A 25,309-nucleotide genomic window follows, 5' to 3' on the forward strand; every position below is an offset into this window, starting at 1 on the left:
GATATTCATTAATTTCCTTTAATTTTCTAGATTTCGTAGTCGCTTTTAAGGGATGGAACAAATTCAATTATGTTATCATATTTTCTTACAAATTCATTTCCTTTAGGAGTAGCCAGAAATCTATGCTGTGTTTCATCAAATCTCAACAAACCTAGTCTAACTAGATCTGCCAAGTAATAGTTAAGACGTCTATATGAGCTATAATAACTTAGTCTGTTTTTGGTTTGAGATTTTCCAATACAACTCTTTACGATCAAATAAAAAATCTGACACTTATCACGATATTTTGTCTTGCCCCTATCTCTTCCTTCGACCAACAACCGAATTTCGTTATTTATTCTGGTCCGAGCAAATTAATCGAAATATAAAAAAAAGTGTACTATCTAGTAAAAATTATTCATGAGGCTTTATTGTTGACGACGTTAGAATATTATAATCTGCCACATAATTTTAAACATAATCCAAAGACGTTGCCCGTCGAGGATTTTAACTACAAATATCCAAGGTAATGGCTTCCTGGGGTCTCTCATCAGTAATCATTTGAGTAAAAGATTTTCCACGTTCAATACAAAACCTATTTTCTGCTATGCTGATAGGATAATTATCTTATCAAAATTTGTTCCTTAAAGAAAAGCATATTTTGAAATTGCGATGGCAGGAGATTAGGCAGATCAGCATCATCACCTATATCTCCTTGAATCTCCTGCGATCAGGTTTTATCCGATAATCCTTTTCTTCTATCTTTGATCAGCCAATATGTTACCAATATAATTCCAAAAATTGGAAATGAAGATATAAACAAGTAAGGAAAGATCGCTAGAAATGTGGATGGTTCAAAAATATTCAATGAAATCTAGACAGCTTACCGATATTTATTTTATAGTAAAAACTGATTTATTTAAGATTATGACAATTCGAGTGCCATTAAATTTGCATCTTCACCGTCTCTATAATAAGATTTTAAAATAGATTTGGTTTGAAATCCTAACTTTCTATACAATGATATTGCAGAAACATTGCTTGTTCTGACTTCTAAATAAATCTCATCACCTTTCCGTGATGAAATTCCGTTAATTCCTTCGATCATCAAAGCCTCACCTATCTTTTTCCCTCTGTGTTCTGGTAACAATGCAATAGACACTACGTGTCCTTTCTTAACAAATCCTAATTTTCTAAAATTCGAAAATCCGAATTCCAGCTTACACATAATATACCCAACGACCGCATTGTTAATTTCTGCTATTATGAAAGCTTCTGGAATTTCGCGCAAGAGAGATTCAAAAAAATATTCTGTATAATGTTCAGGCAAAGTTTTCAGGTTTATATCAATAACCGCTTTCAGGTCTTCATAAGTACATCTTCGAATTGTATACCCGTTAACTTTCCTTAATGCTATTTGCAAACAATATTCAATATCCAAAACAAAATATTTAAATTTATCAAGGTATTGCCTTCGATATGTTAACTCAAATGGATTTAACTATTCAAGATTAGGTAATACCGTGTTTGCAATTTATGAAATTTACAAATTTAGAGAATAGAAAAAAAGCCTTATTAATCACATATCCAACCGAGTTTTCCAAATCTGAGGCATTAAGCCTTGCTGAATCTGCAGGTTATGCGATAATGGAGACCGTATCGCAGAGAAATATTACGAGATCTAGATTTGGGATTGGAAAAGGAAAAGCAGAGGAAGTGAAAGAGATTGTCTCAAAATTGAGCATAGAGGTAATAATTTTCGATGAATTATTGAAACCGAGTCAACAGTATAATCTAGCAAGACTGTGTAAAGTAGATGTAATAGACAGAGAAAAATTAATCCTAGAAATATTCTTAGCTCGTGCTACAACAAATGAATCAAAAATACAAGTAAGATTGGCACAACTAAAGTATGATATAGTCAGAGTAAAAGAGAAAACAAGGTTGGCAAAACTAGGAGAACAGCCAGGTTTCTATGGACTAGGGAAATATGACGCTGATGTCCATTTATTAGATATCAAGAGACGTACAACGCTGTTAAAAAAGAAACTAAAGATAGAGGAGAGAAAGAGAGCTCTACATAGGACTCAAAGGTTGAGTAGTAATTTACCCTTGATCGCCCTTGCAGGCTACACCTCTGCTGGAAAAACCACATTGTTTAACTTATTGGCCAAAGAAAAGAAAGATACTAGTGAAAAGGTTTTTACTACTTTAACTACTTATACACGTTCATTCCTTATCGAGGAAAGAAAAGCATTGGTTTCGGATACCATTGGATTTATTAGCAGATTACCTCCATACATGATAGAAGCTTTTAAATCCACACTATCTGAATTGAATTATGCAGATGTTATACTATTAGTTATTGATTTTAGCGAGGACACTGTTGGAATAAGAAAAAAGCTGAAAAGCTCAATGGAAATATTAGCACAATTACAAATTCCACTTGACAAATGCATACTAGTCTTAAACAAGATAGATAAAGTAAAGAGTAACGAAATAAAAGATAAATTAAATGAATTATTCATAACAAAAGGAATGGACCAAGTCATTTCGATTTCTGCTGAATTAGGATACAACATACCATCATTGATCAAATTGATTAAAGAGAGAATAGACACCATTAAGTATGCTTAATTGACCATTGATTACTCCATTACATGACAAATGTCGTAAAAGTTATAGGATATTCATTCTAAATGTTATGAAATACTTGAATAATATTAGTAATATTAAGCTCTTTGAATTCGAATGGTACCTCAGGGATTATTTTTTTAGATCTAACAGTAATAATTCAGGAGAAATCTCCATGGTATTTGAGATTGAAGATATAGTCAAGACTATTGGTGAAAAATATTTTAGATATAAGACATGGACTGACCTTGAAATTCGCGATACTCTCTTGAAGGTTTTACCCATCCTACAAAAAAAAGGTCTGTTAGATAGCAAGCTAGATGCCGATACGGTGCAACTCAGATCTAAACTCGAGCGCAGGCAATGTAGCGATTGTTATTATGTTAATTGCCTAGGGTCAGAAGAGGCAAAAAAGTGTTTAAGATGTAGTTCTGAAAAACTAGTTGAATTCCCAACTCGTATTAAACGATAATTTTCGAATATTCAGTTAGATATTCTAATAGATTAATTAGTAAGAGATTCTAAAATAATTGAACTATACAGGATTATAACATGGCTCTACCGAATCAAATGCATGGACTCAAGCCTGTCGTAAATAAAGGTTTAGAGTGGATATATATTGGTCAACCTACTAGAGAGAAATTGGACGCTCTTTCAAAAAGATATCCACTACACGAGTTAAACATAGAAGACTGTCTATCTAAAAATCAATTGCCTAAAATTGATCGATATGATGATCATGTGTTTATAATTCTTCAATTTCCTACTACCCAAAAGGAGAAAACCTCTCCAAAGTTTAGCCAACTTTCATTGTTTATTGGTCGAGATTTTTTAATTTCAGTTCATCAAGGAGATCTTAAACCATTATCAGAGTTATATCAAGCATGTAGTACGGATAACGAAAAAGACAAACAGAATATTATGGGAAATTCTCCAGGATACCTTCTACACACCATTTTGGATGCTTTGGTCGATGATTTACTTCACCTATTAATGAAAGTCATTGGTAATCTGGATGATATAGAGGATGCGGTATTTGACGATAAAGTTGCAGTTGCCAAAGAAATTTCAATATTGAGAAGAGAAATAACAACGCTGAGGAGGATTGTAGTGCCCTTGAAAAGGATCATGTTAGAACTTATCTCAAGAGACGTCAGAAAATTCTCTACAAATGTGGAAGAGGAGGATCTTATTTCTTATTTTAACGATATCAATGATCATGTATCCAAAGTACTCGAGGCACTAGATGAATCAAAAGAAACTATTGAAATTTACAAAGATACTGATCATATGTTAAGTAGCGAAAAGACAAACAAGATACTTAGTTTCTTAACCATATTGTTTACTTTATCAATTCCAGTAACAGTTGTTGGTACATTTTATGGAATGAATATCATTATTCCAGGAAGTGTTAATTTCAGCTATAATTTATACGATTTTATGCCGTTGATATTGACTTTGTCCTTTTCTATTGGATCAATCATAATAATGCTATATTATTTCAACAAGCTGGGCTGGATGAATAATCTTACAAAATAACTTGTTACATAATTCATTATTTTGATCCTGGAAAATAGCAAAAGTATTACTAGTCATTTTGTTATAGTATTTGAGCCTTGTGAACACCCAACTGACTTTTATTTTTCTCTATCGTGTGTACCCCTTTAAGTCTTGGTCTTGACAGCACAAAGGGACGGAACACAACGTGAATTTAACTCCATACCAGAAATTCAGTGAAAAATTTGCAAAATCAGGGTCAAAAACATACGAATAATTACCAATTAAGGTAGCCAAATCCCATGTAATAATCAAGAAATTGTATTCAAAATAATGAGAATGAGATTAACCAAAATTCTGTTAATCATAGATAATAGTAGTTAGTCAAAACTATAACTTTGTACCCAAGGTACAACATTTTCATTTATTTTTTCAGAAACCTTTCTCAGATGATCAATTACTATGGAGTGTCCGTTAGTTCCTAGCAGCTTCTGGATCAAATCAACAGCCCATATTGTTTGAGATCTAGTCAAGACTACGCGATTTCCTTCGTATTTTTGATTGAACATTTTTCTAATAGCAATATGAGAAAAAGTTTGACCCGGAATCGCACCATGAATATGTAGTATCTGAGGTTCAATCAAAACAATTTCGCCAACCTTTAATGGTTGAAATTTAATATTTTCCCAACAAAGGTCGATCAGTGTGGTTGACGGCTTGAGGGTAAATTCTCCTACAACTCCATTTCCAGATATAGGGATCAGGATTTGTTCAGATTCGTGATAATGCACAGTAGTTAAAGAACCGCCAATGAATTCAACAAAATAGGCTTCAAGATCGTTACTATTATCTGAGTTAAAAATTTCTCTCATAATAACCTGCCCATCAAAATACAAAGGATTAGTTTCCCTGATCTGAGAATTATAGAGAATTTTTCGAATCATATTTGTAATCGAATTAACATGAATTTAATTTAATATGGTTGATGAGTGAAAAATAATTTAGTACAAACGATTAAGCTAGCAACATTACCACATTTGATCAGGTTACCAAAAATTACCCTTGTCTGAACAAGTTAACTCTGCTCCGCAATTTAAGCATTTAAGATGGCAGGCAGACAGCTGACCCATTGGAGAACCGCACCTAATACATAATGGTTTTTTTGTCTGTTTTTTCTCACCATCTTTCTTGCCAAATATTTCGTCATTCATTTATAACATAGTTGTTCATTGATAGGATTAATATCTTGTCTTAATCATCTAGGACAACATATGTTGTTGTGTCGATGAAAAAGTAGACAGCGAAAAGATTACTGAAGCCTAATTCACGAGTGCATGGAGGGAATTAACATGTAGATGGTATGATTAATTAGCTATTTCAAACGATTCCGATTGCTACATTCTATACAAACATCAATAGAGACTAATACTGTATTCGGTTTATCATAATAGTATTTGATTCTTCGTTCAATTATTTTGCTGCATAGATCGCACTTGATGTTTCTATAGAATTCATCTATCTCTATGGTCATAATACCGAATAAGTTTAACTATTACTTAATTCTAATTACATAGCTATAATCACGAAAATTATTTATGTGTCTGAAGAGCCAAAAAAATGACCCTTATGGATTACTATGGATTGTTAAAACAGAAATTAAATCCAAGAAATATGAATTTATGATCTATAAACTACTTAAATTACTGTGTAATCCAATTAGCCTTTATTGAAAAATGATCTTTTCATTAGATAGGTATCAAAATCCCATTTACAATTACGTGATCTATATCGCAATTGCAAGAATAAAATAATAGAAAGATTCGATTTTGCTGTCCAATAACTGATACCCTATCATCACATGATTATCTGCATGAGAATATATGATTAAATATAGGTTAAGAAACATTCCATGATACATTATACAAAAAGCTGTTTACTATATTAAATTTAAGAATACTGAGAAAATAAAAATAATGACATCATAGTCTATAAACTATAACCTTTTATCTGCTGTTATTAGTATAGAATGTCGCAACCTCAGGATGAAAGTAAATTCAACGCAGGTTTGAAAAAAACATTAGGATTATTCGAGGCCACCATTCTTGGTGTTGGTCTTATATTAGGTGCCGGGATTTATACTATAATAGGTGATGTGGCAGCAATAGCTGGAAACGCCATGTGGCTTTCTTTTATCATAGCTTCAATAATTGCCATCCTGATTGGACTAACTTATGCAGAACTTGCATCGCTGTTTCCAAGCAGTGGAGCAGAGTACTTATTTTCAATGAATGCGTTTAACAATAACTTTCTTGCGTCGATAATAGGTTTTCTGGTAGTATTCGCCATCATATCATCCTCAGCTACCGTAGCTGTTGGATTTTCGGGATACTTATCCATATTTATACCTTCAATTCCTCCTATTACTTTTGCAATCATAATTATAATTATATTATCTATCATCAATTTTTGGGGTATTTCTGAATCTACCAGAATTAATTTAACATTTACCTTCATAGAGATCTTTGGACTTATTTTTATTATAGGACTGGCCTTCTATACTGGATCTATTTTTCAATCAGATTTTTTTGAATTTCCTACAATGCAAGATGAATCAAACAAGTTATGGATGATTTTTTCTGCAGCAGGGCTTGTGTTTTTTGCATACATAGGTTTTGAAAATATTGTTACACTATCCGATGAGACAAAGAAACCTCGAAAGGTTATACCCAAAGCACTAATTCTTTCTATAGGGATAACCACAATAATTTATATTTTAATAGCAATATCTACAATCGGACTAGTTGGTTGGGAGATCCTTTCAATGTCGGATGCACCATTGGCTACTGCCGCTCAAAAAGCAGCCGGCAACTCTGGCAATTTTTTACTTTCAGTAATTGGCCTATTTGCTACGGCTAACACTGTTTTGATGCTACTTATTGCAAGCTCGAGAATGATATATGGAATTGCGGAACATGGATTATCAATCCCCAAAGTATTTTCAAATATTCACAGAAAAAGGAAAACTCCATGGATAGCCATTTTAGTAGTAATGTGGATTTCCCTGTTTTTAGTAATAGTACTACAAGCTAACGTTACTAAACTTGCGAGTGTATCTGTATTTAACATGCTTATAGTATATATATTGATGAATGTTTCTTTGATCGCACTTAGATATAGAAAGAAAGAATTAGAAAGATCATTTTCCTCACCGTTGACAATAAAACGCTTCCCAGTATTAGCTAGTATAGGTATCATTTTTTCTTTGATACTACTTTCTCAATTTGATGAAAACACTATAATGATTGGATTAACAGTAATCTCAGGAATAGTATTCCTGATGCTTATTAGATATGGAATCGATCGATATAGAAAATAGTGCGACGGATTTACGTCTTTATTCTCATTAATAAGCCATATGATATATGGCTTATTAATGAAAAAAAGGATCAGTAATAGAAGAAGAAAGAATATGTCAAAGCTTATGTAAGTGTATATTAAGCTAGATAGGTATACGTTCAAAATCTTTTGCAAAACTGATAAATTTTGGAACGTAAATTATGAGTGTAACTCAGGTTATTTCATGAGTTTAAAGCATCTTATAAATGGGGTTTATATTGTGTTTACTGAAAAGATATCGTAACAGAATGTTAATCAATAATATTATATAAGGTTAATAATTATCTGATAGGCAACATTTGTCTAAATCATTAGTTGTAAGAGAAACTGAAATATGGAATATTAATTATCATACTTAAGATATCTTAATCTAGAAGGATGAAAGATACAAAATTCATGTGTGATGATATCTTTTAACATGCGAATTAGATTGATAGATCTATCGTCAGTAAAGGTAGAACTAAAAGCGCAAGACCAAAATCGAATGACAACTTATTTGTGTGAAATTGATGTTCGCTAGACAAAATCTAAATAAAGCACATACCCTATCCTTCCATAATCATTCACTTATCGGTGTTTGATGACTCCCATCAAAGAATTAACCAAGGGAACGTGTTTCAAAATATATTATATGGGAATAAGAATTTATCAATGGACTCGTTTGCTGTTTAATACTATGTTGAGCTTATTATTATCATCTATGTATGAAGATCATAAAGTGAAGTGTTCGTCTTGTGGTAAGTTATTTGTTTCCAAGGAGCATGATACAATCTGTGATGAATGTTCTAAAAAACTTGAGAATATCAAGTTTTAAGTTATCAAATAAAAGGCGTACATGAAATCAACTAAATGCCTATATGCAGTACATGAGAAATTTATTTTACTTTACATGTAGGCTTCATTCACAACTTATTTCTTTTTCATACAGTCAACGCAAATCCATACATTATCGATGTATTTTCCTTCTTTAATATGACCTTCTTTCTTCACTTCCGGCTCAACAAGATCAGTAACAGGAACGTCACAAATTTCACACTTAGGCAGGATGTTTTTTACCATGAAAATTATTTTGCTACATTGTTTTTAACAATAATAAATTGAGAAAAAAGTAAATTATAAGCTTTATCGATTGTGACCTCAGTGATTATAATCGCGTTACTTTCATGTCTTTTTGCTACTGATTGTACTTACATAGGAACTGGCGGAACCACTTTTGTAGCATTTTCAACAGGTAATGTCTTATTTAGCACATCAATAGTTGAATTTGTTTCGTTAATAGTTGTCATTGGAAGATCTGAAGTCGTTGGCGTCTGTGCATGAGTAGGATTGATTATGACTCCTGGCAAAATAATATTTGCAAAAAGGACAACCATGAAAACTTCCTTAGCATTCATGATATACTAACACGTATCATGATATATAACGCAGTATAATTGAATTCCTAATACATATGTAGTTAGCCAAATCGCTCCAGTAAAAATTTTCTCAATTTGACAATTCATCAGATAGCTAAAATATTTTACCTACAGATAAACAAACCTGATAATAATTAATTATAGTAATGTATAGAAAAATTATTCATACAATTAGGATCTCGATTTATTGAACTATCTGAAGAAACTAATGAAGAATTGCCCATTGTAAACCTAAACCTTGAATAGAACTTGTATGATAAAACTCTAGGAGTTTTTATATTTGCATAAAAATAATACGCTAATGAGTGAAAATTCAGATTTTTCACTGAGTCGAATATTGAAAAAAGGAGTGGTAATAGAGAAAAATTTAGTAACGAAAAGCTTTTTGCTGTAATTAGCATGGTCGTAAAACCTTATTTAATTGCTTACGAAGTTTCAGAATCGATTACAAGCAGCCTTGTAGCGAATCCTCCAATAGGTAACTTTATTTATTCTAGTATTTTAAGAGATTGAGTCACGAATAACTTAGACAAAGAAATCAAAATTCCATTATAGAATCTTATTCAAGTTACAGGAAAAATAGTTACAGATCTAAAAGAGGAACAATCAAAACGAAATGATAAATCTGATTCAAAAATTCTACAAATCCATGAATACACATTCAAAACAACAAGTAAAGGATAAAGATATTAAATCAGGTTTTGGACCTTAAGTCAGGGTTCAATATTATTAATTCCAAAATGTGGAGGCCTAAAATATAATTACTTGAAAGATTCTCCTTGCAACTGAACAATGATACAAAAAAAATACCTCTATCAAAAAGGAGTATTGTTTATTAATAATTTCGAAATGTCAATTCACTAACTCCTTTAGAGTTAGTTCTTAAGAAATATATAATGAAAGATTATTAGAAATTTGCTTATATTTACAATATCGGAGGAAAATTTTAGAAACTATAATAATTTTCGTGTTTACAGTCGCGATAATTGCTTTTCGTCCTCAAATAATATTACGTTATGTAATTTTCATCCAATTTTCTGACAACGAATATTTACAATAACAACATCAAATTAAGCTCAAGTTTTTGTCTTGACTCGATCCAAAAAAAAGGATTAAAGTAAGACAAAATTTAAGAATCGTTTTCTATTTTTGTCATACCTCTTTTGCGGTATTCTTCCTGTGCTTCAGGCGATTCTGTTCCAGTTTGACCTGTTGATGTTATATTCTGATCACTAGAATCTCGTTTTACTGCCGTCGGTTCTCCTTCATTGAGCTTTGCAGGTGTCATTGGCTCTTTATCGGAATATTCTTTTAACGGGTCACTATTTCTATTCTTATTTGTTCCTGCTGCACCTTCTTCATATTCTCTATCTGTCATCGTAACAGCAAGTGTTTAACATATTATTTAAGAATGGATACATGTATTGTAAACATGCCAACGATCAATTTTTAGCACAATCGAACGAAATCACATATTAGATAAGATGAACCTAAATTATAGAAATAACCCCATCGGACTAGATTAATAATATCAATCATAAACTATTCATTTGTATTTCGAGAGTTTTATAGACCTAAATAAGATGATCGGCTCTGTTCAGTTAACATGTTTTATTTCTCTGTTATGATAGTCAATAAATAACCGCAACCAATTGTGTACATGCTTCAACTTACAATTCTTTACTCTGCAAGGAAAATAGTCATCGAAACTTTCGGTTCTATCCTTGATATATTGCATCGTTCTTTCGATTACACTTTTCTCGTAAGAGGAATGAATATGGTGATCGAGTTTGAGAAACTGACAAGCCATGGGATACCAAGTCCCACCATCTGTAGAAACTGGGTGCTTTCCATGAACTTTGATCAAATTAGAAAGATATCTTTCTGCAACAAACATGTTTCTCTCTTTGGATATAGAAAGTGCGAGGATCTGTCTGTTTGCAGGCTCTATCGCCACCCAAAGCCAGATGTATTCTGACCCTACCTTCAACATTGTCTCGTCTACAATATATTCTAGAATTCTTCTTCTTGATGCTTTCAATTTTTGAGGCCTGTATTTTTGAATCCAATTCCAGATGGAGACATGGTTTCTTTTATACATCTGAGACAATCTTTCCGAGGCTTTTCTTAAAGATAAACCTGAAAAGTACAAATGTAAGCCATAATACACATACCTTGAAGGTGTTCTGTTTCTGCTAATCATAAAAGAAATAGGACATCTTCAAGCTATAGGTTTATCGTTAAATGAACAGAGCCAGATGATCCAATTCTTTCTTATATAAATAAAGTTTAGACAAATACTTTCTAATACGCTTCAATTTATATTTCAACAACATCTTTATTTGCAGGGATAAGCCTATCGATACTTCAAAATAATTCTTTGTCCTAATCCTTTGGTACTTTATATTTTTTCTATTTCACAAGTATCTTGATGCAATCAAAATTTTTTTATAATCTTGTTTTGCAGTGAGTATCTAATTAGAAGAATCTTTGTTGTTTTATTGTTATCTGTTATATTATTATAAAGGTCTTCTAGATTGAATTTGGGCATTTTCAAATCCATAAAAGATAATTAAAACTAAATTTGATTTTTTAGAATATTCTGTTTTCAAAAAAGAATTAGTAAAAGATACCACATCTACATCCATTCTTAGTCATTTTGAATCGAAATATCGATATCTAAAGTACGACAAAGAAATTACTTAAATTAAAGTGAACAATATGGTATTATTATCAAATGGTAACAAATCAAATATAGTTATCGTCTTGAATCATCACTCATCTAGATCAATTCATCTGTATAAGCTGACCTCCAATGTATTTTGAGACTACCATTTCAAAGTGCCCAATAGTTTGAGGAACAATATTATAGTTTGGTATTAAATGTTGTTAGGAGTATTATTGTAACCATGTTTGTAATCAAAAACATTTTAGTTGCTAATTTGGTAACAATATAAATAGAATATGGACGGCAGTAAATATGATATCGGTCGGACAAAAGTATGTTCAAACTTAGCCCAACAACAAAATTAGAAAACAAATTACAACGTACTTTCTGTATAAGGGAAAGAAGCTAACATTTTGTATTCTATAGTTGAATGACATATCAAATTTGCTCAAGATTACGGTTAATAAAATTTGATTGCTTTATGGCTGGAAATAAAACAGGATATACAAAGACATCTGTCAAAATTAAGGTTGTTTTCAGAGGCATTATATGAAAATTAAAGCAGTTGAGTTGTTAAGGAGTTGTTACTTGAATTTGGCTGATGGAAAGAACCCAAACACAGGTAGAATCCAACGCCATCTTTTCTAATTACCTGTACACTAACCCAGCGGAGGAAGTAAGATCCGAAACTCCATTATACGTTCTATCCTTGAGTTTGTTTAATGCACTTATGATACTATCCTTTTCATCAAAGTCTTCGCTCTGGACGACATAGTCAAGAATTTTACTCTTTGGTGCAGGAAAACTAACATCTTTTAATATATCGGCCAACTTCGAAACGCCAGAATAACTTTCTACGTTTACCTCTTTTCGTTGACCTTCCGTCACGTTTTGTTGATTGATTATTTTACCTGTTTGGCTTTCAGGACCTTGTGATTCTGGAATCTGCTCTTTCTTTGATTGGTTCATGGTAGTTAGTATCTAACAACTTATTTAACCAGTAAACTTGACTGAGGTTGATGCGCATTCCGACTATAAAAACGGAATATTTTTGTTCATTCAATTAGTTAACTACGAATGGAATTATCTTCATATGTCATAGTGTTCCTAGGTTTAACTCAAGCTGGAAAATTAATAATGATATTGAATGCTTTTACCATTTGAAATATCTTAAATATGATTAGTTATGTAGTTAATCATGATCAGGTTTTTCAATCCCACAGATTATTTACCATGTAAAAATTGTTCGCACTCAAAAAAACTTCATATCAAGAATTCAGAACTCCCAAGGTGCAAAGTGACAGGTTGCCAATGTAGTACATACAAGAATTATTTTTAAATTGAGTAGAATTCAATCTAGTGATTATATCCATAATATTGCAGGAGAAATCAAGGTGAAACTTTAACTTATCCTTGAGTACAGTCAAATTTTATGCGTCTTGTAGGAAATATATCGAATTCGGCTTTGTACGACAACACGATTTAAAGCAACAATTATTCAAAGAACCCTTAAAATCAGTTCCAATAGAGATAGTTTGACTGGGTTTTATTTTCCAAACAATAAATAGAGCAGAGAACCATCTAAACATAAGACAGCTAATGTAATAATCTATTACGGAAACTAGTCCTTTGGATGTTGAATTAGTCTGCATGATCATCTTTCAAAATCCTAACAAAATAAAAAACAAATGTATCCTTTAAATGTAAATACCAACAGAGACCGAGGTCGTTTTACTCTTATATTTCTTGTTGAACAATAGTTAAATTGTCATCCACGGATAAGAGTAAAAGCTCGAAGGTGATTGAAAGTCGCGATATCTTTTTCTTTTATCGACCGAAGGTCGATTCCAAAAAAGTGGAAATCATAAAGGACGTTCAAAGGTTATATATGATCCTTGCTCCAGAAAACAATACCCAAAATAAAAAAGAAAATATAAGAAACATATATCGGCTATTTCTCTTGGGTAGAAAAAAACTTCCCAATATCATAAAAGGGGAAATCCAATCCAAGCGGAAGAAAATAGACATTCAATGTATTGACTACTACAGATGTAGGTGATCTACAAGAAGAGTTACTGATTTCTGAAAACTATTCTACAAAAACAAGAGGCCAAGATAGAATAATGCCTACAGCCATACCGACAGGAGAAGGGAAATACACTATTTCAAACCAAGACAATCATACGGAATTGGCAAATATAAAAGAGTTATCCGAAAGGCTCAATCCATCGCAAAATAAATTTCAAATACATGGAGAAGCGAGTTACATCATTTCTATGAAGAATCCCGAAATAAACATACTGTCTTTGCTTGATTCTCAGATAAGAAATCTGAATATCCAGAGAAACTAACACAAATGTTTGGGGGTGAAAGATGAATAAGTATTGGATCTACAGATTTACTCAACTACGAAAATACACAGCTTCGATTAATAGATATTAGGAAAGAAGATGTGGAGGAAGAATCGGGAATTCAAATAGAAGAGCAAGTTGAAAATGAGAAAACTACTGAATTATCGTCCAATCTGCAAATAGACAAGAATAAGATCCCTGTGAAAACATTGTTCTCATGGAAATTTCCGCTGAAAAAGGAGATACCCCATAGAACCACGATGAGACGTTAAAGATTTATCAACATCTGAAGTACAGGGCAAGGGTGGAAAGGAGGGAAAGTGGCTGCAAAATCATCAGCATCAACATCAATATCAGCAATTGGAAGAATCCTTGGCGGAATACATTTACCAAAAAAATATGAATTAATAAAATATGAAGAAAGAAACGAGTAAAAATTAATTCAAAAGAAATAATTAATACAATTAAAGATCTGCCTCCAACAGGTCATTTTACACAATGTCAGAAGTAGAAAAAGATCTGGATGAAATAAGGTAAGTATATACCAAATTTGAGGAATAGTCATGGTCTTAAAAAAAGAATCCATCTATAGATACTACCAAAGAAAAATATTTTCGAATTGGTATTGACTTGTGTTACAAAGAGTTTAATCAAAATTTGATACTTTGAAATGCTGATTAATATCGTAGACCTTATGCAGTATCAGAAGTCAACTTTGAAATATTCATGACTGAGATCAATTACTATAGATACAAGAAATTATGCTAAATGGAGAAATAATGTAGGATATTCAAAAACTAGCTGACTAGTTAAAGTTGAGGCTAAATGGCAATTGTTACCATGATTTAAATTCTTTTCGTATTATTTTTCGTTTGATTATTATTAGAATAAATATGCCATAAGTTGACACGAAAACTTTTCATCAGTTTTTTACTATTGAGTATTTGCTTTCTCCAATCAATTTGAAGTTGGAGCTTAATTAAAGAAGATAAGGTCAACAAAGTCAATAGATAATCACAACCTTTTCGATAGCATTCATAACTACCGACAATTATTCTTTTTTCTCGTTTTCGCATTCGAAGTATTTCTTTAAACGACAAATAATGATATAACATCATTTATTGATCAGCAGAAATGACATTTGAACAAATGGGTCATACGAATGCTTTACTAGTTTGAATTGGTTAACTTCGTATATTTATGAGTATTATAGTAATATCTATTTATTTTTCTGGATATTTTTCCTCAAGACTTTTCATAAATCGCTTGTATTCTTCTGTGTCCATTCTCAGTTCCAATATTTTCTCCAAGATCTTCTCCTTTCTTTGATCCCCTAACCTATCTTGCGGTGATGCTACCGCAAACAAAATCATCAGCCCACCTATCTGCCACGATAGTTGTAAAAATTCGGATTGCCAGTTTTCTGTAGTTTGCCTAACAAATTCATTCCAAAATACATTCATTAATATGGGTTGATGGTGTTGATTTTGTTCGTCTGCAAATTGGTTAAATGCAGTAACTCCATGTATTATCCATGATATCGCAAAAAATATGAGAGTCACATAAAGATATCCTCTTTTTTTGAACTCATGCATATATAGTTAAGGTTCGAAAAGTAAATATACTAGACACTAAATTTGGCAAAAAAAGAAAACGAATGACCCAGTATTAACTTACTATCATTACAGGTCTTTTAAGCAGATGCTTGTGGTAAATAGGCTTTAATTCTCTATTCTAATATTGTATATCCTTTAAAGGAAACGATCCACTACTCATTATTAGTCCAGTACCAAGTATTTCAAAGATATGACCAGTTTTACTATGAGGGTACTAATGACAATGCCTAAATCATGTCCCGGACAACTTCTTGCTGATTTTAGTTCGCTCTTAATATCTAAAGCATCTACATATTGCATAGAGCAATAATAGATATCATATCAACTTATCATCATAAGTTTGTGAACACCGTTCATTGTATTAACCATAAATTGCCATTTTGATTCTAAGATATAAAAAATAATTTAAAGCACCGTATTCAAAGTATATAGACCATGGTTAAAGTAGGACTATACGTCAGATTGGAAGCAAAAGCGGGCAAGGAAGATGAAGTAGAACAATTTCTCAAAAGTGGATTATCAATAGTTCAGAGTCCAATACTACGGTGTGGTTTGCATTTCGGCTGGGTCCAACAACATTTGGCATATTTGATGCATTTCCCGATGAGAACGGAAGACAGGAACATCTAGCAGGACAAGTTGCCGCTGCTTTAATGGAAAAGTCTGCAGAGTTACTTAGTAGTCCACCTACTATTGAGAAGGCAGACATTATTGCATCTAAACTTCCTTAAATCGACTTCTCTCCTAATTTTAAGAGTGAAACGTGACTTGCATTTTCCTTCGTTAGGGGCGTTTGAGTTAATATCCGGAATGAACTGACTACAGGTAAAGGGCGTAATTGGACAAGTCATTCAACCATCAGTTTAAACATAAAGACATCTATTAGTAACAATCGTATAGACCATGTTATTTGGACCGAACATGTAAGTAAGACGGCAAATCTAATTTCAAGTATATACCCAATGGAATCAGAAAAGAATGGAAGTATCTTGCCAAATCATTGGCTTCAGTGCTGCTTAAAGGCAATGTGTTATTGATATTTCTAAATTTAAAGAGGAAGACAGTTTTAATTATCGATATTGAAATTTAATGGATTCTTTCCATAAATTAACAGGCATGATTTGAATTTGAATTATTGAACTGGCACAACAAGTCCATAATAATTCTATTCTTGTCCAATCCATCTTTTTTCACCAATATTTCCTTCGTTGAAGACCGAGATTTTTCTAATAAACAGATAAGCAAGATTCCTGGATTGCTGTGTTATTATCATCAGTAATCCATGTAAAGTTATGAGTATTGAAGATAATTAAATGCTGTTATTAAAGTTCACTTTCTTGTAATCAATGTATATAATACCATTAAAATTCTCGGCCAGTAGAGTATAAAAAATACTACAAAAATATTCAAATAGTTATATCAACGTCTAACAATGAAAGTGACTCATACACTACTTAAATAATATTAATCATAAGGAATCTAAGTGGTTGGTCTCTATACATTATTCTTCCTATTCATATTTGCGTACTTTTGTTCCTTTAGTATTCAACAGATTGATTCTAAGGAAATTTTTTCATATGCTCAAGAAAAGATTTTCAACAATAACGTAGTCAGTATATCCAAGGGGGCTGCAAATCCTGAAGTGGATATAACGAATTTATCCCCAAGGCAATGGTATGATCCAACAGTAATCTCAATAAATGTAAATGATACTGTAACATGGGTTAATAACGATACTGAGCCGCATACTGTAACAAGTGGACTTGGAGGAGGATTAAACAGTTTAATATCCAATTCACAAGGAAAACCAAATGGGTTATTCGATAGCGGATTATTTTCAGCAGGCGACTCTATATCGATTAGATTCAATACTTCAGGTACATTTAGTTATTTCTGTACTATTCACCCATGGATGGAAGGTACCGTTGTTGTAAGAAACACTTCTACAAGTATTCCATCCTATCCCGTTGATCAGGTTGGAAACAAGATTGATGAATTTCCTATCTACAATTTTACAGAAGACAATAGGATTGAAATAGGTCTATCATGGACCCCCGTAACCATAATGACAAATGAACCCATTACCTTTATAATGGATTTTTTTGAATATCCTGAAAACTCTCGCTTACATTTATGGCCATACAACTTTGTAATTTTGCAAAATGGTAGTGAAATATACAGGACTAGCGATATCACTCAGGTAGGTTCCTCTTCGAGAACGTATGCCTTCAATTCATCTGGGGAGGTTACTATTAGGATTGAAAGTACGGATAACAAAAATACATTTGTAGAGTTTGGGACAATAGTTTATGAAAATCCGTATGAATCATCTGCAGATTTTGAAAATGTATCAAACAATACTTTTAGTTTACTTTCCCCTTTAACACTCGTTTACATAGTATACGGCATTATCATAATTTTGCCTATAACGTTAGTTATAATAATAATTCTTTATAAAAAGAAAAAGATTTGACAATCATGGAAATGCAAAATAATTCAAACAAATAGATTTAATTTGTACGGATTATATATGACAAGAAGAAGAATATTTGTGCTATGAATCTTTATACCGCCAGAATAATGATGATTGCTTCAATAGTCATTTATGGTTATTTTTCATTCTTTTCGATAATTCCTTCTCTAACATCTTTATATGTTGATGACAACAACTCCGAAGCTGATTTATTCTATGAAGGGTTTGCCCAAGTAGAGGATAACAATACAACCGAACCCATAATAGACAATACAACTTGGATTAGCGAAAGAGAAAACCTCAAAATCACAATGAACCTTGAACCAAAGATTCCCATCATAGATCAATGGACTCTAATCTCTTTTGAAATTAGAAATTTGACTTCGGACGACCTCCTCCTTGAGAATGGATTGTTGGTAAATGCTACCATTACTGATCATGACGGAAGATTATTCAAATTCCCACAGAAATCCGTTAAGGATGGTATGTTCAACTTAGAGTATATCTTTCCGGACGATGGACAACATCGAATTATACTACAGTTTTATAAAAGTAATATCGCTTTCATAGTAGCTTCTTTTGATTTGACTGTACCTCATCCACAACCCGCCACAGACTTTTGGTCTCAATTATTTCAACCCAAACCATACTAATGTATTATAATCATCATAGTCACATCCAAACACTTTAATAGTTACTTTTGCCGATATCATATTTGATCGACGATAACCCAATCAAATATGACCTTAGGGTGAGAAAATAATGTTTACTATTGAGAGAAACACATACTCTTTTGATATATTTTCAAATTGTATGTGAAATACCTAATTCGACTCCAATCATCTTAGAACCTATTCCAAAATTCGATAGAAATATAGCTCCTTATCTGTCTTGGTAAACCGTGATCTGTGTCCAGACTAAGGAAGACAAAGCAAAACACACTCTTCCTACTATCAGAAGGATTCCCGATGAATTATGGGACGAGTTTAAGAAGATACTGCCTAAAGAAAAGCCTCCAAAAACTGTGGGTAGACCGATTATTCCATATAAACAAGTACTGGATGGGATCCTTTACGTTCTTAGAACGGGGTGCCAATGGAAGATGCTTCCAAAAGAATATGGTTCAGGTTCTACCTGTCACAGGAGATTTCAGGAGTGGAATAAACTGGATGTATTTAAAAATGCATGGATCAAACTATTGAAAGATTATGATGATAAAATTGGTCTCAACTGGACGTGGCAATCCATAGACAGTATATCCATAAAGTCATCTTTAGGGGGGCCAAGACTGGAAATAATCCCACAGACAGGAGCAAACTAGGCACAAAAAGACACATTTTGACAGAGAAGAAAGGTATTCCTCTATCGGTTGTAATTTCACCTGCTAGCACTCACGACATCAATCTGGTAACAGATGTAGTCGATAATACAGTAATAAAAAGACCAAAATCATTATCCAGATCGAGACGACGACGACGACGATTACAACATCTGTGTCTTGATAAGGGATACAAATCTGCAGAGGAAGAACAGGAATTAATCAAACGAGGATATGTTCTGCACATTCCAATCAAGAAGAAAAAAGGGAAGAAAGGTGAAATTGGCAAAGAAATATCAATGCCAAACCGTAAGAAATATTCTTCCAAGAGATGGGTTGTAGAGAGAACGAATTCATGGCATAACAGGTTTAGGAAACTCTTCACACGATATGAAAAGAAGGATGAAAACTATCTTGGTCTAGCACAGTTCTCTTGTAGTATAATCATCTATAGAAAGTTAATTTTGGGATAGGCTCTTATTAGTTCATCTGTGTCATGTATTTTTGTTTCAACTCTTAAGAATGTTTTGTATGGCTTGCAAGATTGCTTTACATAACATCAGGTGGTTCAAATTAGCTTATCAAAAACACTAATATTTTGAATTTTTAAATCAGCGCATTGATCACGCATTATATGGAATTATTATTTAATAAAACACTTTCTATTAGTATATGCCAAGTTAGTTAAATTAAACTCACTAGCAGCAAGTAATACATCAAATTTTGTCACCATTCATACGCTATGTTTCATCGTAGACAATAACAAAATGTCAGACTAATTATTGTTACTAATGACTCGAGTTTGTATATCTAAAGTGATGCACAGTTTTTTCTTTTAGAAATCCTGTCATCTAGTTTTACTAGCCATTTTATGAAACATTTAAAAAATGATTGGTGGCTTGTTACATGATTTGTAAAACTTCAAATTTCGTTTCAATGTATCAAACTTTTTAATAAGAATATTCAACTATTTTATGATAAAAACAGATTCAATCACCCCATAACAAAATAATAATTGGTACTGATATTTACCACATAACAATATATTTGATCGTAAAAGTAAATAAGAATGGATCAAAATAGACACAGGCATATCAATTTTCTTTATTGTTGGATTTAGGTTAAACAGCTTTAAAGCCCAATTAACTACTTGTGGTAACCAATACTCCATATATTGATGGAAGATCGATATAGGTAAATGGCTATTAGGCGTATTCTAATACCTTGTAATAAATCGAAGTTGTCGACCAAGGCTTTGGAAAAAGCAATAGAATTGTCATCTTCTAATCAAACAGAAATCTTTATACTTTATGTAATTAATGAAATACCACTATCAATTCATTATTCGAATATAGAGTCGAAAAACAATGAGATCCTCATTTCTCCTATAGTGGACAAATCCCATGAGGAGATAAAGAACGAACTGACTGAAATACCTGGGGATTTGAAAGAAAAATATACCAGAGACAATATTACTATTACCACGGAAATTAAAATAGGTGCTCCAGTGGAAGAAATAGCCCGGTAGGCTAAAGTAAATAATATCGATCTAATTGTTATAGGCAGTATCGGACATAAGGGAATTTCAGACACTTTTAGAAGATTGGAAAATGTATCAAAAAATGTGTCAGAAGAAGTCGATTGTGTAGAATTGATAATAAAATGAATTTATGAGCATGTATACTTATTCATGTAATTGGAACATGTTTTGGTATTAGACGCTCGAATCAATTAACCGCGTTTTATCGGATTTATAATTAAAACAAAATTATTTAGATATAACTGAGGCTCTAAACTTTTTTGAATAGAATGTTGCTGGTGTTTCTAAACACAATAGAGAGCAGTCAACAAGGTTTATGGATCTGATAAAGGAGGCAAGGCTTGGAGTCCTATTTGCTCCGTTCGATATTATGAAATTAAAAGCCTAGTTATTACCAAAAACTTTGGAATTTACCAAATATCAACTTCCTCATGAATAGTAAGTGGGCAAGTTGGTATACACCATACATGAATCTTATTTTTTAATAAATCCTAGGCTTATCCTTGGTGTAATTTCTTTTAGACAAATAGCAAAACCTACGTGACCGCAATCATCAGTATTACAGACAATGCGATATGGCATACCTTCCCTATACGATACGATGACATATTTATTATCAAAATAGTCTTTGAAAGTTATCAAAGTATTCCCAGAATCAGTCTCTTTTGACATTAACCTTTTCATAGACTCCACAGTACCTAACGCAGACTAGATAATATTGTATTCTTTTCAGTTATTATGGACTTGGTTGATATCGTTTTGTCTACCCTTGTCCGGATATATAATCAAAAAAAGGATTAGATATCAATATCGAATCTAGTTATCTTTCATCGATAGATTCCTTTTGAAAAGGTATTTTATCTCATAAAGATGTATTTGAACCATCATCTACATCTGTTGATTTTTTTTCTTGTTTATGTTGTAGTTTTTCATTCATTTTGTCATGTTGTTTTGCAAATCTTTCTGTAAACTTCCAGCCTAATTTAATAACGTAAGGAGCAATGAATGTTGTTATAATTGTCATCGTACCAATCATTGGTAGAATAATAGGATTTGCCGCTCCGACATCAATTCCTCCTTTTGCTACTACTAGTGCTATTTCACCACCAGATGATGAACATCCCAATGCAGCTCTTGTCGAAGTGAGGTTACTTAATTTTTGGAGTCTGGCTGCAAGGTAAACAGTCATGAATTTTGCACCAATTGAAACTCCTATCAATATCAATGCAGGGACTATAAACTGGGGAATCAGTGAAAAGTCCATGAGCGCACCAACCGATACAAAGAACAATGCTGCAAAAATGTCTTTTACTGGATTAGCCAAAACACTTGTTACAGCATGAGATCTAGACTCTGCAACAAGAACACCTGCAAAAAATGCACCTGCAGCAACAGATATTCCCAGTTGAAATGATACAAAGGCCAATGTAAAAGCCAGTCCTACAGCTGCAACTATTAGAACGTCGTGTTGGTTGGTTCTTGCAACTATGTCAATTAGTTTGGGAATAATTTTGGAGCCTACTACTAGCACTCCTGCAATAAAACCTATGGTTATTCCAACAGATATTATGATTTCGTTAAGAGAGAATTCTCCACTCGCACCTGTGGATTGAAATATGGCCAATAGTGAGATTATGAGGATATCTTCGATTATTGTTGTACCCAGGATCAATGTAGCTGATTCGTCTTTCATCATTTTGAGTTCTCCAAGAACTCTCATTATGATAACAGTGCTAGTTACTGATATAGCAAGAGCAACAAAAAGACTATCGTAAAATCCTAATCCTAATGATTGTGCAACTATAAAACCTATGGCTAAAGTACCAAAGGCTTCGCTTGAAGCTATTACAATTGCCTTTCTTCCAACTTCTTTTAATTTTTGAATAGGAAATTCCATTCCAACAGTAAAAAGTAAGAGGATTACTCCCATCTCTGCGAATAAGTTGAGTACTTCTAGGTTATGGATAAGACTAAACGGCGGAGTATGAGGCCCTATTATTATGCCTGCAACGATGAATCCTATAACCATAGGTTGCTTTAGCTTGTAAAAAGCCAAAGTCATTGCAGAGGCAACAATCATTATAACTGCAAAATCTTGTAATATCTGTCCAATTTGAGATTCCACAATTAGAGTAGCATACTTAACGTTATTTATAGAATTTCAGAGGATGGATCATGAATTGTAGTTCCGACCGACGTTATAAGACTGAAACTTGCAACAATAGTTAAGAGATCGATGACCAATGCTAGGAAATATTCGAATTGGAGTTGCAAGTATAGTCAAAACTGGAAATAACCATTACATAAAAGGCATCGTATTTTAACTCTAATTTGTAATATGTATGTTACAAGAAACAGCGTGTAGGATTTGGTCGGAATTCCCAAAAAACCTAATTGTTACAAAATCCAATAATCTAATTCTGCTAAAATTGATCAGTTGTTAGGAACCAGTCGATGACTCATAAGAATTATTACATTCCAAGATATAGTAACAATCAGATTTTAATCTTGCAAACTAAACTTCATGTCACAATCATCATTGTTTTTATTGGGGTTACATTCTATGCATCATTTAAGAATAAATTTCTTAATTTATGTGGATAAGCTCCAGTCTTCATTTTGAATCTGTTCTGGCCAATCATGAGCCGGATGGATTATGAATTCGTTAATGGAACAAGAGTGATAAAATCATTCATACATGTCCTATGGCATTTATATAACAACAGAGACGATTGAGTTTGAATGAATTACAAGCATTCATACAACAACAATAAGAAGAAAGTACATCCCCACTAATAGGATACATTGATTTAAAATTAGGTTTTGTAAGTTAATTCATTTATGGTTGTTAAATATCAATACTATGAGACATTTCTTAAATTAATTACCAATTAACTCAAGATATTAGAAAATAAACAACCAATTGTCTATAGTTTAATCCATCACAACTACCTAATTTTTTATGATAAACTTAAAACAAAGGATTGCAAAATCACTGTATGAATAATACAACTAAACCTGAGGGAGTGTTAGACTCAATCGTTGAAGGTATTAACAATGGAAACCTTGATGCACTTATGACTCTTTATGAACCCGATGCATGTTTTGCAAGTCAACCAGGAGAGCTTGCAAAAGGGCTAGATGGAGTACGACAAAGTCTACGCAATTTCATCGACCTTAAGGGAAAACTTGATTTAAAGGTAAAGAGGGTGCTTCAAACAAGCGATCTTGCCTTAGTAACAACTGATTGGTCGTTTAGCGGAACTGGACCAGATGGCAATCCTGTCAGTATAAGTTCCAAATCTGCAGATGTACTTCGCAAACAAGCTGATGGGACTTGGCGGTTTGTAATAGACAACCCTTGGGGAACAGACTAATATCAGAATAATACTAGGAAGAGAAAAGTCATGAAATTCATCTGAAGAGAGAGTGAAGACAATTGGCTGTAAGAGAGATAATAAGATGGACCTTTCTAACTTCCTATTAATATTACCTCCTCTAAAATTAATTGTTCCTAACTGCATGGGTTAGATTCACTTCAATGATGCTCTAATACTTTGGTTACTAACGGCTCTATGACATTAAAATAATTAACAACTCTCAAACATAGTCATTTATAATTTGAGTCGTATGGATTTGAGTGTTTGTTGATCTTTTCATGAATACCACAAATTATCCAATGACAATACTAATACATTCAAAGTCTTTTATAGAATTCGATATTCGGTTGACTTGAAATACTACCTGATGGTCATTGTTTTCAGCTTAAGTGACGAGTATAAAATTTTGGAGATATCATCTTATTAGACAAATGTCAATAGTTACAATAGTTTTCGCTAGGTCAATCTCAAAATAGTTGGATTACCTCTGAATCCTTGTTAATCTTCATATCACTCTATTTTACACTAAACTTTTGCAATCGTTTTGATTGATTAATATTAATTTTATTCTACTTATTCTCTGACAGATACATTTCTCATTTTTGAAATTATTTTCCTACGAGTTAAGGCAATTATAATTGTTTTTTCTTTAGGGAACACATATCAATGAACATTTATCGACTTAAGCTAACTGAGGCTCAAGTTGTGTCTATGAATTGATCCTGCACGTATTAAAATCGTTATTATGCCTTTAAGAATTTCCATCTAATCTCTCGAAGTTAATTATCAAAATAAAGGAATCATGGGAAGAATTTAATCTGCAGAATTCACAATTATTGATGGAAAGAACTTAATTTGCAAGAGATACACAGATATTGTCAACGACCTAATGTATCACCTTCTAACCTCTGTGAAGATGACCTTAAATTTCCCAGTAGGTATTAATACGGTCATTCATTGTCCTTTCGAATTAATCAAGTATAAAAAATAAAAATACTATTCAGACCTGCATAGATGTAAACTTAAATATTAATTACACATG

The 25,309-nt window shown here is 32.5% G+C and carries 21 protein-coding genes and 1 pseudogene; 12 read left to right on the forward strand and 10 right to left on the reverse strand.

The window, feature by feature from the left end; all coding sequences use genetic code 11:
• Positions 1 to 26: 26 nt before the first annotated feature.
• Both NFRAN_RS11680 and rimI read right to left on the reverse strand, forming a co-directional pair.
• Entirely contained in the window at positions 27 to 317 is a 291-nt protein-coding gene (locus NFRAN_RS11680) for a winged helix-turn-helix domain-containing protein (protein WP_172602327.1), read from the reverse strand.
• Positions 318 to 904: 587 nt separating this feature from the next.
• Positions 905 to 1,402 (reverse strand): ribosomal protein S18-alanine N-acetyltransferase, encoded by a 498-nt coding sequence (rimI, locus tag NFRAN_RS11685; RefSeq protein WP_134485148.1) that lies wholly within the window; start codon positions 1,400 to 1,402, stop codon positions 905 to 907.
• 113 nt (positions 1,403 to 1,515) lie between these two features.
• On the opposite strand from rimI, the gene hflX reads away from it, so the two are divergent.
• The 3 genes from hflX to NFRAN_RS11700 all read left to right on the forward strand — a co-directional run bounded on the left by hflX (position 1,516) and on the right by NFRAN_RS11700 (position 4,152).
• Positions 1,516 to 2,616, forward strand: coding sequence for a GTPase HflX (hflX, locus tag NFRAN_RS11690; protein ID WP_134485149.1), 1,101 nt, complete (start codon positions 1,516 to 1,518; stop codon positions 2,614 to 2,616).
• A gap of 172 nt (positions 2,617 to 2,788) precedes the next feature.
• Positions 2,789 to 3,085: a hypothetical protein gene (locus NFRAN_RS11695; protein ID WP_134485150.1), complete on the forward strand. Its 297-nt coding sequence runs from the start codon at positions 2,789 to 2,791 to the stop codon at positions 3,083 to 3,085.
• Between the two features lie 80 nt (positions 3,086 to 3,165).
• Positions 3,166 to 4,152 (forward strand): magnesium transporter CorA family protein, encoded by a 987-nt coding sequence (locus NFRAN_RS11700; protein WP_134485151.1) that lies wholly within the window; start codon positions 3,166 to 3,168, stop codon positions 4,150 to 4,152.
• A gap of 338 nt (positions 4,153 to 4,490) precedes the next feature.
• Here NFRAN_RS11700 and NFRAN_RS11705 read toward each other — a convergent pair whose 3' ends face one another.
• Both NFRAN_RS11705 and NFRAN_RS14005 read right to left on the reverse strand, forming a co-directional pair.
• Entirely contained in the window at positions 4,491 to 4,982 is a 492-nt protein-coding gene (locus NFRAN_RS11705) for a hypothetical protein (protein ID WP_134485152.1), read from the reverse strand.
• A gap of 174 nt (positions 4,983 to 5,156) precedes the next feature.
• Entirely contained in the window at positions 5,157 to 5,321 is a 165-nt protein-coding gene (locus NFRAN_RS14005; RefSeq protein ID WP_172602328.1) for a hypothetical protein, read from the reverse strand.
• An 815-nt stretch (positions 5,322 to 6,136) separates the two neighbouring features.
• Here NFRAN_RS14005 and NFRAN_RS11710 point away from each other — a divergent pair.
• Positions 6,137 to 7,486 carry an APC family permease gene (locus tag NFRAN_RS11710; RefSeq protein ID WP_134485153.1) on the forward strand — a complete coding sequence of 450 codons (1,350 nt, stop codon included), beginning with the start codon at positions 6,137 to 6,139 and terminating at the stop codon, positions 7,484 to 7,486.
• A gap of 1,207 nt (positions 7,487 to 8,693) precedes the next feature.
• On the opposite strand, the gene NFRAN_RS11715 is transcribed toward NFRAN_RS11710, so the two are convergent.
• The 4 genes from NFRAN_RS11715 to NFRAN_RS11730 form a co-directional block, all read right to left on the reverse strand.
• Positions 8,694 to 8,900 (reverse strand): hypothetical protein, encoded by a 207-nt coding sequence (locus NFRAN_RS11715; protein WP_134485154.1) that lies wholly within the window; start codon positions 8,898 to 8,900, stop codon positions 8,694 to 8,696.
• A 1,150-nt stretch (positions 8,901 to 10,050) separates the two neighbouring features.
• Positions 10,051 to 10,299 (reverse strand): hypothetical protein, encoded by a 249-nt coding sequence (locus NFRAN_RS11720; protein WP_134485155.1) that lies wholly within the window; start codon positions 10,297 to 10,299, stop codon positions 10,051 to 10,053.
• 219 nt (positions 10,300 to 10,518) lie between these two features.
• Entirely contained in the window at positions 10,519 to 11,124 is a 606-nt protein-coding gene (locus NFRAN_RS11725; protein ID WP_134483527.1) for a DDE-type integrase/transposase/recombinase, read from the reverse strand.
• A gap of 1,113 nt (positions 11,125 to 12,237) precedes the next feature.
• The gene (locus NFRAN_RS11730; RefSeq protein WP_134485156.1) at positions 12,238 to 12,558 is read right to left on the reverse strand and encodes a DUF2795 domain-containing protein; all 321 of its coding nucleotides are present in this window, start codon (positions 12,556 to 12,558) and stop codon (positions 12,238 to 12,240) included.
• Between the two features lie 1,067 nt (positions 12,559 to 13,625).
• On the opposite strand from NFRAN_RS11730, the gene NFRAN_RS11735 reads away from it, so the two are divergent.
• Positions 13,626 to 13,940, forward strand: coding sequence for a hypothetical protein (locus NFRAN_RS11735; protein ID WP_134485157.1), 315 nt, complete (start codon positions 13,626 to 13,628; stop codon positions 13,938 to 13,940).
• A gap of 101 nt (positions 13,941 to 14,041) precedes the next feature.
• Positions 14,042 to 14,212 carry a hypothetical protein gene (locus NFRAN_RS14010; RefSeq protein ID WP_172602329.1) on the forward strand — a complete coding sequence of 57 codons (171 nt, stop codon included), beginning with the start codon at positions 14,042 to 14,044 and terminating at the stop codon, positions 14,210 to 14,212.
• A 951-nt stretch (positions 14,213 to 15,163) separates the two neighbouring features.
• Here NFRAN_RS14010 and NFRAN_RS11740 read toward each other — a convergent pair.
• Positions 15,164 to 15,535, reverse strand: coding sequence for a DUF6766 family protein (locus NFRAN_RS11740; RefSeq protein ID WP_320410598.1), 372 nt, complete (start codon positions 15,533 to 15,535; stop codon positions 15,164 to 15,166).
• A 456-nt stretch (positions 15,536 to 15,991) separates the two neighbouring features.
• Here NFRAN_RS11740 and NFRAN_RS14525 point away from each other — a divergent pair.
• The 5 genes and pseudogenes from NFRAN_RS14525 to NFRAN_RS11765 all read left to right on the forward strand — a co-directional run bounded on the left by NFRAN_RS14525 (position 15,992) and on the right by NFRAN_RS11765 (position 20,875).
• Positions 15,992 to 16,287: pseudogene (locus NFRAN_RS14525) on the forward strand (putative quinol monooxygenase).
• Between the two features lie 752 nt (positions 16,288 to 17,039).
• Positions 17,040 to 18,029, forward strand: a complete 990-nt coding sequence (locus NFRAN_RS11750) for a cupredoxin domain-containing protein (protein WP_134485159.1) — start codon at positions 17,040 to 17,042, stop codon at positions 18,027 to 18,029.
• An 83-nt stretch (positions 18,030 to 18,112) separates the two neighbouring features.
• Positions 18,113 to 18,682, forward strand: a complete 570-nt coding sequence (locus NFRAN_RS11755) for a hypothetical protein (protein ID WP_134485160.1) — start codon at positions 18,113 to 18,115, stop codon at positions 18,680 to 18,682.
• Between the two features lie 299 nt (positions 18,683 to 18,981).
• A protein-coding gene (locus tag NFRAN_RS11760) for an IS5 family transposase (RefSeq protein WP_134485554.1) occupies positions 18,982 to 19,820 on the forward strand; the annotation gives its coding sequence in 2 pieces (ribosomal slippage) (positions 18,982 to 19,315 and positions 19,315 to 19,820; 840 coding nt in all).
• A 725-nt stretch (positions 19,821 to 20,545) separates the two neighbouring features.
• Positions 20,546 to 20,875, forward strand: coding sequence for a universal stress protein (locus NFRAN_RS11765; RefSeq protein ID WP_134485161.1), 330 nt, complete (start codon positions 20,546 to 20,548; stop codon positions 20,873 to 20,875).
• 874 nt (positions 20,876 to 21,749) lie between these two features.
• Here NFRAN_RS11765 and NFRAN_RS11775 read toward each other — a convergent pair.
• Positions 21,750 to 23,012 carry a cation:proton antiporter gene (locus tag NFRAN_RS11775; RefSeq protein ID WP_232038013.1) on the reverse strand — a complete coding sequence of 421 codons (1,263 nt, stop codon included), beginning with the start codon at positions 23,010 to 23,012 and terminating at the stop codon, positions 21,750 to 21,752.
• An 874-nt stretch (positions 23,013 to 23,886) separates the two neighbouring features.
• On the opposite strand from NFRAN_RS11775, the gene NFRAN_RS11780 reads away from it, so the two are divergent.
• Positions 23,887 to 24,264 carry a YybH family protein gene (locus NFRAN_RS11780; protein WP_134485162.1) on the forward strand — a complete coding sequence of 126 codons (378 nt, stop codon included), beginning with the start codon at positions 23,887 to 23,889 and terminating at the stop codon, positions 24,262 to 24,264.
• The last annotated feature ends 1,045 nt before the right edge of the window (positions 24,265 to 25,309 follow it).

Origin of the sequence: Candidatus Nitrosocosmicus franklandus (assembly GCF_900696045.1) — an archaeon.
In the GTDB taxonomy this organism is placed as follows: domain Archaea; phylum Thermoproteota; class Nitrososphaeria; order Nitrososphaerales; family Nitrososphaeraceae; genus Nitrosocosmicus; species Nitrosocosmicus franklandus_A.